Annotated in this window: 10 protein-coding genes; 5 read left to right on the top strand and 5 right to left on the bottom strand. The window is 70.3% G+C overall.

The features are described from left to right. From AB0D14_RS04705 to AB0D14_RS04685, 5 genes are all read right to left on the bottom strand, one after another. On the bottom strand, positions 1–2,078 hold a 2,078-nt coding region (locus AB0D14_RS04705; protein WP_362774632.1), incomplete at its 3' end, for an FAD-dependent oxidoreductase. Between the two features lie 17 nt (positions 2,079–2,095). Then, positions 2,096–4,615 carry an FAD-binding protein gene (locus AB0D14_RS04700; protein ID WP_362774629.1) on the bottom strand — a complete coding sequence of 840 codons (2,520 nt, stop codon included), beginning with the start codon at positions 4,613–4,615 and terminating at the stop codon, positions 2,096–2,098. 68 nt (positions 4,616–4,683) lie between these two features. Then, positions 4,684–7,185 (bottom strand): ATP-binding cassette domain-containing protein, encoded by a 2,502-nt coding sequence (locus AB0D14_RS04695; RefSeq protein ID WP_362774627.1) that lies wholly within the window; start codon positions 7,183–7,185, stop codon positions 4,684–4,686. Positions 7,186–7,196: 11 nt separating this feature from the next. Next, positions 7,197–8,066, bottom strand: coding sequence for a branched-chain amino acid ABC transporter permease (locus AB0D14_RS04690; RefSeq protein ID WP_362774624.1), 870 nt, complete (start codon positions 8,064–8,066; stop codon positions 7,197–7,199). Positions 8,067–8,227: 161 nt separating this feature from the next. Continuing rightward, the gene (locus tag AB0D14_RS04685) at positions 8,228–9,028 is read right to left on the bottom strand and encodes an SDR family NAD(P)-dependent oxidoreductase (protein ID WP_362774621.1); all 801 of its coding nucleotides are present in this window, start codon (positions 9,026–9,028) and stop codon (positions 8,228–8,230) included. Between the two features lie 123 nt (positions 9,029–9,151). Here AB0D14_RS04685 and AB0D14_RS04680 point away from each other — a divergent pair, with 123 nt between their 5' ends. From AB0D14_RS04680 to AB0D14_RS04660, 5 genes are all read left to right on the top strand, one after another. Continuing rightward, positions 9,152–10,198 carry an NAD(P)-dependent alcohol dehydrogenase gene (locus AB0D14_RS04680; protein ID WP_362774618.1) on the top strand — a complete coding sequence of 349 codons (1,047 nt, stop codon included), beginning with the start codon at positions 9,152–9,154 and terminating at the stop codon, positions 10,196–10,198. Between the two features lie 819 nt (positions 10,199–11,017). Continuing rightward, positions 11,018–12,244 (top strand): glycoside hydrolase family 88 protein, encoded by a 1,227-nt coding sequence (locus AB0D14_RS04675; RefSeq protein WP_362774615.1) that lies wholly within the window; start codon positions 11,018–11,020, stop codon positions 12,242–12,244. Beyond that, a complete protein-coding gene (locus tag AB0D14_RS04670; protein WP_362774613.1) occupies positions 12,241–13,041 on the top strand; it encodes a Tat pathway signal sequence domain protein in 801 nt (266 codons plus the stop codon). The genes AB0D14_RS04675 and AB0D14_RS04670 overlap by 4 nt, the downstream gene beginning before the upstream one ends. Positions 13,042–13,052: 11 nt before the next feature. Continuing rightward, positions 13,053–14,861 (top strand): discoidin domain-containing protein, encoded by a 1,809-nt coding sequence (locus AB0D14_RS04665; protein WP_362774610.1) that lies wholly within the window; start codon positions 13,053–13,055, stop codon positions 14,859–14,861. Continuing rightward, positions 14,858–16,204, top strand: a complete 1,347-nt coding sequence (locus AB0D14_RS04660) for a glycoside hydrolase family 27 protein (RefSeq protein ID WP_362774607.1) — start codon at positions 14,858–14,860, stop codon at positions 16,202–16,204. The genes AB0D14_RS04665 and AB0D14_RS04660 overlap by 4 nt, the downstream gene beginning before the upstream one ends. Positions 16,205–16,242: the final 38 nt, after the last annotated feature.

The raw sequence follows: 16,242 nt of genomic DNA, 5'->3' as shown, positions 1-16,242 counted from the left end.
GGAGTCTGACGGCCCACCACGGAGGCGACGGTGTCCAGCGGCAGGTCCGTGACCTGGGCCAGCGTCACGACCGGTGTGCCCATCGCACCGAAGGCCGCGTGGGTGACGCGGCGCGGTACCACGCAGTCGCCGACGGCGCGGACGGTCCGGCCGTCGGCCGCGGTGAACTCCGGGCGGTGTGGGCGGCGTTCGCCGACGGTCACCAGGATGTCGGCGTCGAGGCTCCCCTCGTGGCCGTCCAGGACGTTTCGCAGGAACACTCCGCCGGCCGTTGTGTCGGTCACCGTGTTCATCGCGGCGATGCGCAGCGGCGCGCCGGCGAGCCGGTTCATCAACTGGGTGCGGTTCTCCGGCGACAGGCCCGTCGCGAAGCCGTTGCCGGGGGTGATCAGCGTGACCTCGCGGGCGCCGGCCGCCAGCGCGCTCTCGACGGCGCTGACGCCCTGCCACCACCCGAAGCCGTCGTCGAGGACGGCTACCCGGGGCGCGCCCGGCACGACATCCGTGTACCGCTGGAGGAAGTCCGTACTGGTGAGTGTCCGAAGCCCGCCCGGCACCTGGACGACCGCCTCCTCGGCTCCGGTGGCGAGCACTGTCGCGGAGTACTCGGCCAGTTCGGCCGGGGCCGGGGCGGTGCCCAGCACGACCCGTACGCCGAGGTCGGCCAACTGGCCGCGCTGGTAGTCCACGAACGTCTGCCAGCTGGAGCGGTGCGCGGCGAGGGCGGCCAGGCGCGCCTGGCCGCCCGCTTCTCCCGCACGGTCGAAGACGACCACCTCTCTGCCGGTACGGGCGAGCGCCATCGCGCACTCCATGCCCGCGGGACCCGCGCCCAGGACGGCCACCGGGCCGCGCCGGGAACCGGGACGTGAACCAGGCCGAGGGCCTGGCCGCCGTGAGCCGGGCCGGGTGAGCAGCAGGGGGACCGCGGGGCGGGTCGCTGAGCCGGGCGGGCCCAGCTCCGGGTTGACCGAGCACGAGCCGGTGGGTTCGAAGGTCCGGCAGCCCTCGTTGCACCCCGTGCAGGGGCGTATGGAGCGTTCGTCGCCGGCGACCGCTTTCCGCGCGAAGTCCGGGTCGGCGATGAACGGCCGTGCCATGCCGACCAGATCGGCGCCGGCGTCCAGCGCCCGTTCGATGTCGGCCGCCGTCCGGAACCCCTGGCTGATCAGCAACGGCGGTGCGAGCGCCGCGCGGAGCCGGACCACGGATTCCAGGAGTGGCGGCCGGGTGATGGCCATGCCGGGGACGTAGGTGTTACGGACACCGGTGGTGACGTTGACGTACGCGAAGGGCGCCGCGGCGCTCAGTTGTGGGAGCAGTTCGATCAGATCGTCCAGGCCGAGGCCGGAGTCGTGGCCCGAGTCGTGGCCTGGCTCCACCGACACCCGTACGCCGATGGGGAGTTCACCGATCTCGCCGCGGATCGCGTCGATCACCTGGGCGAGCAGGGCGATGCGGTCGCCGTACTCGTCGTCGCGGGTGTTGTTCACGCGGGAGAGGAACTGGGCGAGCAGATAGCCGTGGCCCGCGTGCAGCTCGACCCCCTGGAAACCGGCCTGCACGCTGTTGGCCGCCGACACGCGGAACGCGTCGACGACACGGCGTACTTCTTCGGCGCCCAGCGCGTGCGGCGCGGTCGCCTCCCGCGGTGAGCGGACGGCGGCCGCGGAGACCGGCGCGTAGTAGGTACCGGCGCCCAGGGTCTCCCGGCCGAGGTGGACGAGTTGTGCGACGGCGACGGCACCGCCGTCGGTGATGGCCTCGGCCCGGCGGCGTACGGCGTCCTTGATCTCTGGGCGCCAGGCCTCGGTCAGATAGCGCTGAGGCAGGGTCGACTCGGGCGCCACCGCGGTGCCGCCGGTGATCACCATGGCGGCGCCGCCCTGTGCGAGGCGCCGCCAGTAGGACGCGTCCGCCTCGGTGGGGGCACCGTCGGCGACCGCGGCGATGGCGTGTGCGGTGGCGACGAGCCGGTTACGCAGGACGAGGCCGCCGAGCGTGAACGGGGTGGCCAGTATGGACGGGGTGGCGGCCGTGGCTGAGGTAGCGACCGTGGCCGATGTGCATGGCGTCATGCGGCTCTGCTTGCCGTTCACGCGGCGGACGAGGAGGCGAGACCGGTGAGTTCGGCGAGTCGGGCCCTGTTCCGGTCCGCCGTGCCGAACAGCACCTCGCTGCTGCGGGCCCGCCGCACGTACAGGTGGGCGGGGTGCTCCCAGGTGAAGCCGATCCCGCCGTACAGCTGGACGTACTCCGCCGTCGCCAGGCGGAAGGTCTCGGAGCAGACCACAGCGGCGGCGCCGGCGGCCACCGGCAGCTGGGGCGACGCGATGGCCACGCAGGCCGTCGCGTACGCGGATGCCGAGCGCGCCGCCTCCAGCGCCACCAGTACGTCGGCCAGCCGGTGCTTGACGGCCTGGAAAGAGCCGATGGGGCGTCCGAACTGATGGCGGTTCGCGACGAACTCGACCGTCGCGTCCAAGGCGTGGCCGCTGCCGCCGACCTGCTCGGCGCCGAGCGCGGCCCGCCCCGCGTCGAGGGTCGCCGTCACCTGTCCCGACTCCCCCACGGGGGTGGCGGGCGCGCCACGGAACTCCACCAGTGCCTGGCGGCGGGTCTCGTCCAGCACCCGGCGGGGTGTCCGCAGGCAGGTGTCCACGGCCGGCTCGCAGGCGAACAGTCGTGGTCCGTCGGGTGTGCGCGCCCGGACCACGATCAGCTCCGCTCCGGCCCCGTCGAGCACGAGGTCCGCTGCGCCGCGCAACACCCAGCCGTGGGCGCCGGGTTCGGCGTCGACCTCGGGTCCGTCCTCGTGGAAACCGGCGACGGTGGCGGTAAGTGTCCCGTCCGCGATCCGCGGCAGGTGGCGCTCGCACGCCTGCCGGTCGCCGCTGCCCAGCAGGGCGTGCGCGGCGAGGACCACGGTGGGCAGCAGCGGGGCGCAGTACAGCGCGCGCCCGGACTCCTCCAGGGCCACGGCGAGTTCGGCGAAGGTGAAGCCGGACCCTCCGTACTCCTCGGGAATGGCCAGGCCGTGGACACCGATCTCGCCCGCGAGCCGCGCCCACAGCACTTCGTCGTATCCCCGCGCGGTGGCCGACTGTCGGCGGACGTCCTCGGAACCGCTCGCTTCGGTGAAGAAGTCCCGCAGGACCGCGCGCAGTTGTCGCTGCTCATCGGTTTCGGACAACAGCTGGGGGTCGATCTCTGGGTGACGGCGGAACATGGGACCTCCATGGAACTTGTGCGGTAGAGCGGGCGGCGACGACAGGGCCTGGGGGTGTGTCATCTCTCGGGCCGTGTCCGCGGCGGTGAGTCCGAACACGAGGGCTGAGGCGATACCGCCCGCATAGGCGCGATGCCACAGGCCGCCGGTGTCCGACCCGGCGGCCAGGAGACCTTCGATCGGTCGGCCGCCGTCGTGCAGCACGCGCGCCCGGTCGTCGACGCGCACGCCGTGGAACGGAAAGGTGATGGCCGGCACCGTCTCGATGACGTAGTAGGGCGGCTCGTCCAGCGGCAGGGAGTCCAGCTTCCGGCCGGGCCGCTGCTCCGCCCCTTCCGAAGCCCGCTCGTTGAACTGCTTGACGGCATCGCGGACGGCCTCGCCGTCGTAGCCCCACTCCTCGGGCAGAAAGGCCAGCTCGTCGAGGTCTTCGGCGAGTCCGACGCGCCCTCCTCGCTTGCTCGCCAGGGCGTATTTGTCGACGGCGACGGCGCCTTCGACGTACGAGCCGACGATCCAGTCACGGAACACCCGGGCGTCGGCGACGAGGAGACCGCGGCCTTCGGGCTGGTCGAGCAGTGCCATGGCCGTGAGGTGGTCGCCCAGTGTCTCGTCGACGAACCGCTCGCTGCGCAGGTTGAACAGGACGGCGTGCTCGCTGTAGTACAGCGACAGGTCGACGAAGTCCGCCGGATCGGCGAAGGGGACACCGCTGGGGACGAGGTGGCCGTAGAAGCCCGCGTCGTCCGAGGCGGTGGCCGCCCCGGCCCCGGTGGCCAGACGGTAACCGCCGCCGTCGCTGTGGGGTTGGGAGCGGAGCGGCATCCGGTCGGCGCGCGGATGCACATGAGCGGTGCGGAGGGCGGGGTCGCCCTGGAATCCGCCGGTGGCGATGAGTGTGGTCCGGGCACGCACCTGCCTGCGTGTGCCGTCGGCCGCCCTCAGGTCCGCGCCGGCCACCACGCCTCGCTCGACCACCAGCCGCTCGGTGCGGGTCTCCAGCAGCAGCTCACCACCGCCGTGGAGGATGAGCCGACGGCAGGTGTCGACGTAGTGGTTCGTGTCGAACTGATGCCCGCGGCCGAAGCTGAGGACGCGTTGTGCGTCCTTGACCTCCACGCCGACGGAGCGGATCCAGGAGATTCCGTCGGCGAACCGGTTCACCAGCGCACGCTTGAGCGCGCTGTCCCCGCGCGGATTGTGTTCGTCCATGACGTCGTGGCTGGGGGCGGTCCACGCGTAACCGGCGAAGCGTGCGGAGCCGCCGACGTCCGTGCCGATCTCGACGACCACGACGGACAGGCCGTCGCGCACCGCGCGCGCACCGGCGGTCAGCCCTGCCATGCCCGCGCCGATGATCAGCAGGTCGGCGTCTTCTGTGCGCACGCGGTTCTCCTGTGGCGAGAGGGGGCGGACATCTTGGCCTCTTGGCCTCTTGGCTTGGCCTCTTGGCCTCAGCCTTGGGCGGCAGCCACGGAAGCGTCGTCCTGGCCGTCGAAGTAGGCCTGTTCCGCACGCGTGCGGAACAGCGGGTCGCTCGGCTCGCCGCGGACGGCGATGCCGCCCTCGTGCAGCACCACCACCTCGTGGCAGGCGGTTGCGGCGCGGCCGAGGGACTGTTCCAGCAGGACCACCGTCATGCCCTCGTGGGCGAGCCGCCCCAGTCGGGCGTACACCTCGTCGACCATGGCCGGGGACAGGCCGAGCGCCGGTTCGTCGACGATCAGCAGGTCGGGCTGCGCCATCAGGGCCCGGGCGATCGCCAGGATCTGTTGCTCGCCGCCGGAGAGCCCGGCGGCAGGTACGCCCATCCGCTCGCGCAGCCGCGGTGGCAGCCACTCGGCGGTCTCCGCGAGGCGCGCTCGCAGTTCCGCCCCCTTGATGCCCGCGGCGTAGGCGGCGACCTCCAGGTTCTCCCGCAGGGAAAGCGTCTTGAACAGTGCGCGGCCCTCGGGCACCAGCGCGCTGCGCAGGCTCCCGTCGACCGCGCGCCGGCCGCGGGTGGGCGGCAGCGAGCCGTGCAGGATCCGGCCCAGTGTGCTCTTGCCCGCGCCGTTGGCGCCGACGATCCCGACGATGCTGCCCTGGGCGATGGTGAGGTCGACACCGCGCAGGGCGGTGACCCCGCCGTAGGCGTGCTCCACGCCCTCAAGTCGCGCGGCGGCGCTCTCGGCGCCGTCCCGGCGCGGGAGTTCGCCTCGGGCACCGCCCTCGCCCAGGTAGGAGGAGCGCACCCGGGGATCGTCCAGGATCTCGCCGGGCTCGCCCTCTCCGATCGGCCGGCCGAAGTCGAGGGCGAGCACCCGGTGGGCGACGGCGAACAGGTCGTCCAGGACATGGTCGATGATCACGACGGCGGTGCCGCGCTCCTGCTGCCGTACGATCTGCCGCGCCAGCAGGTTGCGTTCACCGGCGTCGAGACCGCCGAACGGCTCGTCCAGGATGAGCAGTTCGGGTTCCTCCGCGAGCGCCCTGGCCAGGTCGAGGCGCTTGTGCTGGCCGAAGGACAGCTCGGCCGGAAAGCGGTCCGCGACATACGCGAGTCCCACGCTCTCCAGCAGTTCGGCGGCTCTGGCCCGGTGGTGCGCGGTGATACGGCGTCGGGTGCACAGGACGTTCTCCAGGACTGTGAGTTCGGGGAACGTCTCGGCGTGCTGGAAGGTGCGGCCGATACCGATCCTGCGTCGGGCGGTGGCGCGGCTCTTCAGAAGTGATGTGCCGCCGTACTGGGCGCTGCCCGCCACCCGTCCGCCTCCGACGAGCCCGGACAGGGCGTTCAGCAGCGTCGTCTTGCCCGCACCGTTCGGGCCGATGATCGCGAGGGTCTCACCGGCCCTGACGGACATCGACACGTCTTCGAGCGCCCTGAGTCCGCCGAAGGTGACCGACACCTCGTCGAGCCGCAGCAGTTCGCGGGCGGTCGCGGCGGGTGCGGGTACCTTCTGCGGCGTCTCCTCGGGCAGTTCCGCCGGGGTCGGCCGGTGCGTCGTGGTCCGCCGCAGCAGCCGGCGCGCCATCCGTCCGAGGAAGGGCGCCACTCCGCCCGGCAGGAACAGCAGCGCGGTGATGAGCACGACGCCCTGCAGGATCGGCTGGTGGACGCCGACGCTCTCGGCTGCCGTGGGCGCCCAGGTCAGGTACGCGCCTCCGACGACCGCGCCCAGGAGCGTGCCCTGGCCGCCGAGTACACACGCGGCGATCAGAGAGATCGCCAGGGCCAGCGAGAACGGGTCAGGGCTGACGAACCCGACGACCAGCGCCAGTGTCACCCCCGCCACCGCGGCGAACGCGGCGCTGACAGCGAAGGCGAGCGCCGACTGGGCCTCGGGCGCGATGCCGACGGATCGGGCCGCCATCGGGTGGGACTTGGCGGCGACCATCCGCATCCGCAGGGCGCCGGGCCGGGCCAGCGCGGCCACCGCGAGCGCGATCCCCGCCACACCCACGGCGATGTACTGCGCCTGCGTACCGGCGCTGGAGAGCGTGCCGAGACCCAGGGCGCTGTCCAGCTTCTCCATCGGAATGCCCTGGTCACCGCCGGTCACGTTGGTCCACTGGCCCATGACCTCCAGTGACACCATGGTGAACGCGAGCGTCAGCAGGGCGACGTACAGCATGGAGAACCGTGCGCCCGCACCCCCGAGGAACGCCCCGAAGGCGGCACCGCAGCCGATCGCGCCGAGCAGCACCAGCTCCGTCGACCAGCCGTGCGTACTGCCGTACGCCGCGAAGTAGGCGCCCATGGCGAAGAACGCCGGGTGGGCGATCGACCAGATACCGGCCCATCCGGCAAGGAGGTTCACCGAGAGGACGAGGACGGTGTAGACGGCCGCGAGCCCTACGGAGTACGCCTGGTACGGGGGAAACGCCCCGGCGTGCAGCATGAGGATGAGCGTTGCCGCGGCGAGCGGCCCGAGTACCGCTCTGGCCAGGTTGGAACGACTGACGACAGACATGGACCGCTCCCTCAGACCCGCTGGAACGTGCGTACACCGAACAGCCCCTGCGGGCGGATCAGCAGCACGAGGATGGTGAACGTGAACACGAAGGTGTCCCGGTAGCCGGCCGAGACGTAGCTCGCGGCCACGTTGTCGAGGACCCCGACCGTCAGCCCGCCGATGACAGCGCCGTACATGCTGGTCAGGCCGCCGAGGAAGATCCCGGCGAAGGCACGGAACAACGGGGCGCTGAGCACGGTCGGCACCAGCCCGGCCCGGGGCGCGTAGAGGATGGCGGCGAGCACGCCCAGGGCGAGCCCGAGGGCCCAGGCGATCCGGGCGATGCGCTGCGAGCCGAGGCCGAGGATCTGCGCGGTGTCGGCGGACTCGGCGACGGCGCGCATGGCGGAGCCGATGGTCGTCCGTCCGAAGAGATACGCCACCAGCGCCATCGCGACGGCCGCCACGGCGATGGTCAGCAGGCTCTGCGTCGGGATGGCCGAGCCTCCGAAAGAGACGGATCCCTCCACCAGACTCGGGAAGAGCCGTGGCTGGTCGTCCCAGATCGTGCTGATGGCGCTCTCCGCGATGAGCGAGATGCCCATGGTCATGACCAGCGCCGAGAGGAGCTCTCCCTGCGCGAGCGGCCTGATCACCGTTTCGCGGGCGGCCAGGCCGATCGCCACGGTCACGATGATCGCCGCCACGGCCGCCAGAACCAGTGGCAGCCCGCGGTCGTACAGCGCCAGCGCGGCGTACAGCCCCAGGGCCGCCAGGCTGGCGAGTGCGAAGTTCACCACGTCCGTCGCCCTATAGATGATTACTAGCCCCAGGCCCATCAGGCCGTACACCGCACCGCTGGCGAGACCACTCACCAGAACGAGCAGGAACTGATCCACGTCGACCGTCTCCTCGCGCTGAGCGCTCGCGCGCCCGGCGCCTCAGCACCCTCTGCACGCATTGCAAACTGAACTCAATTCATGAACCGTAAGCATCAAGCCCCGGGCAGGCAATACCCCTGCACGAGTTGATTCGGGGCCGGGGCCGGACAGGGCGCCGATCAGGCCGTGAAACGGCCGCCATTGGCCAGCAGCACCGCACCCACCAGGTTCGCCGCGGCATCACTCGCCAGAAAGAGGGCGATGTCGGCGATCTCCTCGGGTGTCGCGTACGGACGCACCCTCGGGTCGGCGAAACCGCTGCGCAGCGCCTCGGGCGTGCGCGCCGCCATCCCGGTCTCCGTCGGCCCGGGCGCGACCACGTTCACCCGGATCCCGGACGCGACGACCTCCTTGGCCACCGCCTGGCTCAGCGCGTGCACCCCCGCTTTGGACGCGGCGTAGTGGGGATAGCCGACCGGGGTGTCGAAGGCGGACGAGGAACCGATGACGACGATCGCACCCGCCCCGGCCGGCCGCATGGCCCGCACCGCGGCGCGCAGCACATGGAACGCGCCGTCCAGGTTGACCCGCATGACGCGCCTCCAGGCCGCGTCGGACAGCCGGTCGGTGACCTCCGGCGGGCGGCCCTCGACCAACGCGTCCGCGATCAGCTGCTTGGCCTGCGGGTCGTCGACCCCGGCAGCGTGCACCAGGACATCGAGCCGCCCGTATTCCCGCAGCACGTCCGCGACGGCTCCGTCGACCGCGTCCGCGTCCGCCACATCGAGTGGAACGGCCCGACCCGCGGGCAGCTCCCCGGCGACAGCCGCGACCGCCGCGCCGTTCAGATCGGCCAGCACGACGACTCGCGCCCCCTCGGCGGCCAACTGCCTGGCCGCCGCCGCACCCATCCCCGAGCCGGCGCCCGTCACCAACGCGACCTTGCCCTCGAACCGGCCCGCCTGCGCATCCCCGATCATCCCGAGACTCCCTCACCGCTCATCGGTATTGATACTGAACTGAACTTACTTCTTCTCTGTTACCGTGAGCGGCATCGAACTGACAAGACCCGGGACGATGCGGCGTGAGGGCGGTGAAGAAGCATGAGGGCGGTGCGGCTGACGGGCTGGGGACAGGAACCGACGCTGGCTGAAATCGAACGGCCGATCCCCCACGAGGCCGAGGTGCTTCTGCGGGTGGAAGCCGCCGGACTCTGCCACTCCGACGTGCATGTCGTCGACGCGGCTGCGGGTGCACTCCCCTACCGGGGCCCGTTCACGCTCGGCCACGAGGTCGCCGGACACGTCGCGGCCCTGGGCCCCGGCGCCGAAGGGCTCGCGGTGGGTGAGCGCGTGGTGCTCTACGGTCCGTGGGGCTGCGGCACCTGTGCCCGCTGCGCCGCCGGGCGGGACAACTACTGCGACCGGCGCGGCGACCTCGACTGGCACGGGGCCGGACTCGGCCGGGACGGCGGGATGGCCGACTACGTACTCGTCCCCTCCGTCCGTTACCTGGTGCCGATCGGCGATCTGCCGGCCGACCAGGCAGCGCCGCTCTCCGACGCCGGCCTGACCTCCTACCACGCCATCGCCGGACTGCGGCACGCCCTCGGCGAAGGCACCACCGCCGCGGTGATCGGCGTCGGCGGGCTCGGACATGTCGCGGTCCAGATCCTGCGCGCGATCACACCGAGCCGTGTGCTGGCGGTCGACGTCCGCGCCGAGGCGCTCGCCCTCGCGGACCGGTCCGGCGCGGACCTCAGCACCCTGATGGGGGCGGACACCGCCCATGCGCTGAGAGCGGCCACCGGCGGCGTGGGAGTGGACGCCGTCCTCGACTTCGTCGGCAACGACGCGACCCTCGAACTCGCCGCCGACGTGCTGCGCCCGGGCGGAGAACTGGCGGTGGTCGGCAGCGGCGGCGGTCACCTGACGGTGCGCAAGCCGGGCCACCTCCCGCCGGGTTTCCGGCTCTCACTGCCGTTCTGGGGCACCCGGCCCGAACTCGTCGAGGTCATCGCGCTGGCCCGCTCGGGGGCACTGCACGTCGAGACGGAGCAGATCCCGCTGACCGCGGCGGCGCAGGCCTTCGAACGCCTGCGGCGGGGGCGGATCCAGGGACGGGCCGTGCTGGTACCCGGCCGGTCGTGATCCCCCGGGGCCGCCGCCCGGCCCCGGGCCGGACAGGGACAGCGGCGCGTTCCTGACCGGTGGATTCGCTGTGAACACTGTGGATCGGTGGGCGCGAACCGGGGGCGGGCCGGAGAATGGCCGGAAATTGATCCGACCTTATCGGTTCAGACCATTGACCGTGTGCGCCCATACCGGAACCCTGTTGCACGCTACTGAACCAAGTACACGAGTGTGAACAACAGCTCCTGCCTGACGCCTTTTCGGGTCCCACGCCCCCCACCTCTCGGGAAAGCGGGTACGCGCACATGATGCAGACGGTGTACGACACGCAGCACACGGAACGGATCATTCAGGAAACATCGGATGACATGGCCTGGGAGGCGCCCGGGGATCCGGCCGTCGGGACCGCCCCGGAGGTCACCGCCCACGCACCCGGCGCCCGGTAACGAGCCCGTCCGCGCTCGACGCCCCCGACGTCATCCACCGCCACCCCGGCTGGACCCGCACCCGCGCCCGCGCTCCGCGCACCACCGAATTCGTTCGGCGGCTGCCGCCGGCGGACGTGCGCCCTGACCGGCCGGACCCGCCGAACCGGCCGCACTGACCGCACTGACCGCACTGACCGCACTGACCGGCGAACCCGACCGCTCCCATCCGGAACGCCGGTACTCGCCCGGCGCCACCTCGTACGCGATCCGGGCCACCGCCTCCTGCGCGATCTCGTCGGCGCAGAAGCCGCCGAACAAGCCTCCGAGCCACGTACGGACCTCGCCTGCGCCTGTCGAGGCGATCGAACCTGCCGACCTGACCGAGGTCGACCGACCGAGAGAGAGAATCATGAGACGTCTTGGCGCCGCACTGACGGCGGGGGTACTCGCCACCGCCGGGCTGCTGACGGTTCCCGCGACCGCCCCGGCGACGTCCCTGGAACCCGCGGCGGTCGCGCGGCCGGCCGCCGCCACCGACTGGTCCGTCGCCATGGTCGACTCGACGACGGCCCGCTACACGCCAAGCACCATCGGCAGCTGGTCGTACCCCGTCGGCCTGTATCTCTACGGCCAGTACCTCACCTACCAGCGCACGCACGACGAGCGCTATCTCTCGTACATCAAGAGCTACGTCGACCGCTTCGTGAAGAGCGACGGATCGATGGACCAGGGCTTCAACAGCCTCGACAGCATGCAGGCCGGACGGCTGCTGGTGATCCTGCACCGCGAGACCGGCGAGGACCGCTACCGCAAGGCGGCCGAGAAGATCCGCGACCGGCTCGACACCTTCCCGCGCACGTCGGACGGCGGTTTCTGGCACGCCGACACCAGCAGCCGCGCCCATCAGCTCTGGTCGGACGGCGTCTACATGGTGAACCCGTTCCTCGTCGAGTACGGCAAGGAGTTCGGGGACTCGGCGTACGCGAACGGCGAGGCCGCCAAGCAGCTGTACGTGTACGGCAAGCATCTCCAGGTCCCGGGCGGCCTGTTGAAGCACGCCTACGACGAGTCGAAGACCGCGAGCTGGGCCGATCCGGAAACCGGACTCGCTCCCGAGCACTGGTGCAGAGCGGTCGGCTGGTACTCGATGGCGATGGTCAACGTGCTGGACGCGCTGCCCGCGAACCACGCACGCCGGCCTCAGCTCATCCGCATTCTGCGGAACTTGGCGAAGGGCCTGGAGAAGTACCAGGATCCAGCGACCGGCCGCTGGTTCCAGGTCATCGACAAGGGCAGCACGAGCGGCAACTGGACCGAGACCTCGTGCTCCAGCATGTTCACCTACTCCCTCTCGCGCGGCGCCCAGCAGGGTTACCTCGACAAGCACTACAAGTCCGTCGCCCAGCGCGGTTACGAGGGCGTCCTCGCCAAGGTCTCGCTCGGCTCCGACGGGCGCACCAACCTCGCCGACATCTCCATCGGCACCAACGTCGGCGATTACGCCTTCTATGCCGCCCGGCCCCGGGAGACCAACGACTTCCACGGCCTCGGCGCCTTTCTGATCATGAACGAGCAGCTCAGGGCAACACCACGCACCCGGCACACACCCACTCAGGACGAGGTGAGTCAGCCATGAGTACCTCCCGGAGAACCCTGCTCGGCGCGACGCTCGGCGCCACCGCGGGAGCCGCGCTCGGCGGCCTGCCCGCCACCACCGCCTCCGCCGCCTCCGCCGCCTCCTGGCAGCAGAAGTGGGCACCATCGGCGAGCAGTGACAAGCTCGGCGCCTTCGAGACCATCGAGGACGACCGGGCCGACTCACACCCCGCCGCCTCCCCGCACATCTTCGCCACCGGCGCCAACTGGCGCTTCAACATGCACACCGTCGACCGCGACACCTCGACCGACCGGCAGCGCCATGAGGTCACCGGCTTACGCAACGGCTCCGGCAGCAACTACCTCAAGTGGACCGAGGGCCAGACCTGGCGGGTGACGTACTCGATGTACATCCCCAGCTCGCTCAAGGCGACCACCACCTTCACCCACATCATGCAGATGAAGCAGCCGGGCTCCGGCACCTCGCCGCTCGTCGTCCAGTCGCTGCGCCGCGTGAACGGCGTGCAGACCATCGAACTGAAGCTGGCCATCGACGACATCCTCATCGGCCGCACGGATCTGGAGCCGCTGCACAACACCTGGATCGATGTCGACTTCCAGATCAAGGTCGGCAACGGCTCCGCGGGCACGGTCCGCTGGATCCTCAAGAAGGGCTCGACCACCGTCATCGACAAGTCGAAGACCGGCGTGGACACCTTTCTCGCCGACCGTGTCCGCCCGAAGTGGGGCATCTACCGCTCCCTCGGCGACACCTCGGGGTCGCTGCAGGACTGCTACCTGCTGCTCAGCAATCTGCGCGGCTACCAACTCGTCTGAGGAGCTGATCCATGCAGCAGCGCAAGCGCTGGGCGGCGACCGTGTTCCTCGCGTTCGCCATCATGCTCGGCCTGACCCAGCCCTCCGCGCCGGCCTCCCCACAGCTCGCGGCCGCCGCGAAGCCGCTCGACCTGGAGAATCCCCGGCAGGATTTTCTGCGGGGCTCGGTCGGCGGACTCTTCCTGCACTGGGGGCAGCGCACCGCCCCCGCCCACACCAACTGCGCCGACTGGGAGAACGACGTCACCGGCGGTGGCTGGACTCCCGACTACTGGGTGAAGGAGGCCCAGAAGCTGCACACCCAGTACCTCGTGCTCGCCACCTTCCACAGCCGGCTCGGCTATGCCCGTCCCTGGCCGTCGAAGATCCCCGGCAGCTGCTCCACCAAGCGTGACTTCCTCGGTGAGCTGACCGCCGCCGCCAAGGCCAAGGGTCTCAAGGTGATCCTCTACATGACCGACGACCCCCAGTGGCACAACGAGGGCGGTCATGAATGGCTCGACTCGGACGCGTACTCCTCCTACAAGGGCAAGACGGTCGACCTCACCACCCGTGACGGCTTCGGGCAGTTCTCGTACGACAACTTCTTCGAGGTCATGGACCGCTACCCCGACCTCGGCGGCTTCTGGATCGACAACGACAACGCGTACTGGGAGAGCCACGACCTCTACGCGCAGATCCAGCAGAAGCGGCCCTCCTACACGCTCAGCAACAACAACGAGGACACGCCGATCATGGACATGATCAGCAACGAGCAGAAGACCGGGATGTCCCCGTCGTACGACTACCCGCAGGCGACCTACACCGCCGCACCCCGGCTCACCGAGGCCGACTTCAAGCTGCCGTCCAGCGGGGCGTGGTGGTACGACGGCTCGAACCCCACCGTCGACAAGATGCTCACCCTCGGCCGGCTCGTCACCAACGCGGGCTCGTCCGTGAAGGCGCTGATGGCCGAGACAGCCCAGGTCGACGGCAGGTTCCCGAGCAATCAGGCCGACTTCAACAACTTCGCCGACTCCTACCTCGACCCCATCCGGGAGTCGCTGCAGGGCACCGAGGGCGGCGGCTACATGTACGGCGGCCTCAAGCCCGGGTTCTGGAACGACGGCGCGCACGGGGTGACGACGATCAGCAAGCGCGACCCGAACCGCCAGTACGTGCATGTGCTGACGCCGCCCTCCACCAGCACCCTGCGCATCCGCGACAACGGTTACCGCATCGCCTCCGTCACCAACCTCCGTACGGGAGCGGCGGTCTCGTGGTCGCAGTCCGGCGGAGTGCTCACCCTGAACGGGCTCGGCAACTGGGATCCGTACGACACCGTCTTCAAGGTCACGACCGCCGGACGCCAGGGCATTCTCCCGGGGGTCCGTGTGAGCGCGAGCGCCTCGGCGAGCGGTCACGGGGCGTCGGCTGCCGGGGACGGTGACCACCTGACCTACTGGGACAGCAACAAGACGCTGCCGGTCGATCTCACCTTCGATCTCGGCAGTTCGAAGAAGGTGCAGTACATCGGGCTCAACCAGCGTGAGGACTCGGTCGCCTACGCGCGCTCGGACACCGAGCAGTCCGCCCGCATCAAGGGCTACCAGGTGTTCCTCAGCAACGACGGGACCAACTGGGGAAGCGCCGTCAAGACGGGCGAGCTGCCGAGCCGCCGGGGAATCCAGGGAATCGACCTGACCGCGGCCAACGCCCGGTACGTACGGCTTGAAATCGACAGCACCTGGGCCGCGGCCACCGACACCGCCCGCTACAAGCGGCTGCGGATCGACGAGGCCTGGATCGGGACCGCCTATGCGAAGGGGTCAGCATCATGACACGTATCCGCATCAGATGGCTGGTGGCCGCCCTGGCCGGGCTGCTGATCGTCTCCGCGGTTCCGCCGCTCGGCGGCGGGCACCCGGCCGCCGCCTCCGACAACGGTCAGTCGGCCCGCCCCGCCATGGGCTGGAGCAGCTGGAGCTTCGTGCGCCGCTCGCCGACCGAGGCGAAGATCAAGGCACAGGCGGATGCCCTGGTGTCGAGCGGGCTCAAGGACCGGGGATTCGTCTATGTGAATCTTGACGACTTCTGGCAGAAGTGTGACTCCAACGGGTTCGTCGTGGACTCCTACGGGCGCTGGACCGTCGACTCGGCCGCGTTCCCGTCCGGAATCAAGGCGCTCGCCGACTACCTCCACTCCAAGGGGCTGAAGTTCGGCTTCTACGTGACACCGGGCATCGCCAAGAACGCCGTCACCAGGAACACGCCGATCGAGGGGACGTCCTACCACGCGAAGGACATCGCGGACACCTCGAAGACCGAGAAGAACTACAACTGCAAGAACATGTACTACATCGACTACGCCAAGCCGGGCGCGCAGGAGTTCGTCGACTCGTGGGCGAAACAGTTCGCTTCCTGGGGCGTCGACTACCTGAAGATCGACGGAGTGGGCAGCCAGGACATCCCGGACGTCCAGGCCTGGGACAAGGCGCTGCGGGCGACCGGACGGCCCATCAACTACGCGCTCTCCAACAACCTCCCGATCGCGGACGCTCCCACCTGGCGGAAGCTGGCCAACAGTTGGCGCACCCAGGGTGATGTGGAGTGCTACTGCGGGCCGGACGCGAACGGCAGCGGCTATCCCCTCACCGACTGGTCGCACATCTCGACCCGTTTCACCTCGGCCGCCAACTGGCAGCAGTACGCGGGTCCCGGGGGCTGGAACGACCTCGACTCGCTGGAGATCGGCAACGGCGACCAGGTCGGGCTCACCGCCGACCAGCGCCGCTCGCACTTCACGCTGTGGGCGATGGCAGGCTCACCGCTGCTGCTCGGCACCGATCTGACGAAGCTCACCTCCGTCGACAAGGCCATGCTGACGAACGAACGTCTCATCGGCGTCGACCAGGACGGCGTCGCGGCCGGACGCATCGTGAACAGCGGTGTCAAGCAGGTCTGGAGCAAGAAGGAGAGCAACGGCGCGTATGTCGTGGCGCTCTTCAACACCGGCACCTCCGGCAACTCCACGGTCGCTGTGAACTGGTCACAGGTCGGGTTCACCGGTTCCGGCCACGTCACCGACCTGTGGTCGGGCTCCGACAAGGGCACGATCGCCGACTCGTACAGCGCGACCCTCCGGCCCGGCGAGACCCGTCTGATCCGGGTGACACCCCAATGAAAGGTCCGGGTGACACCCCGATGAAAGGAGGGACAACC

The organism is Streptomyces sp. NPDC048484, from assembly GCF_040651415.1.
In the GTDB taxonomy this organism is placed as follows: Bacteria; Actinomycetota; Actinomycetes; order Streptomycetales; family Streptomycetaceae; genus Streptomyces.
The sequence above is the reverse complement of the archived record's forward strand: the minus strand, read 5'-3'. Positions and strand labels throughout refer to the sequence as shown.

Coding starts and splice junctions, on each gene's coding strand:
- AB0D14_RS04680 (WP_362774618.1), top strand. CDS start 9,152: ATGAGGGCGGTGCGGCTGACGGGCTGGGGACAGGAACCGACGCTGGCT.
- AB0D14_RS04695 (WP_362774627.1), bottom strand. CDS start 7,185: ATGTCTGTCGTCAGTCGTTCCAACCTGGCCAGAGCGGTACTCGGGCCG.
- AB0D14_RS04685 (WP_362774621.1), bottom strand. CDS start 9,028: ATGATCGGGGATGCGCAGGCGGGCCGGTTCGAGGGCAAGGTCGCGTTG.
- AB0D14_RS04675 (WP_362774615.1), top strand. CDS start 11,018: ATGAGACGTCTTGGCGCCGCACTGACGGCGGGGGTACTCGCCACCGCC.
- AB0D14_RS04665 (WP_362774610.1), top strand. CDS start 13,053: ATGCAGCAGCGCAAGCGCTGGGCGGCGACCGTGTTCCTCGCGTTCGCC.
- AB0D14_RS04670 (WP_362774613.1), top strand. CDS start 12,241: ATGAGTACCTCCCGGAGAACCCTGCTCGGCGCGACGCTCGGCGCCACC.
- AB0D14_RS04660 (WP_362774607.1), top strand. CDS start 14,858: ATGACACGTATCCGCATCAGATGGCTGGTGGCCGCCCTGGCCGGGCTG.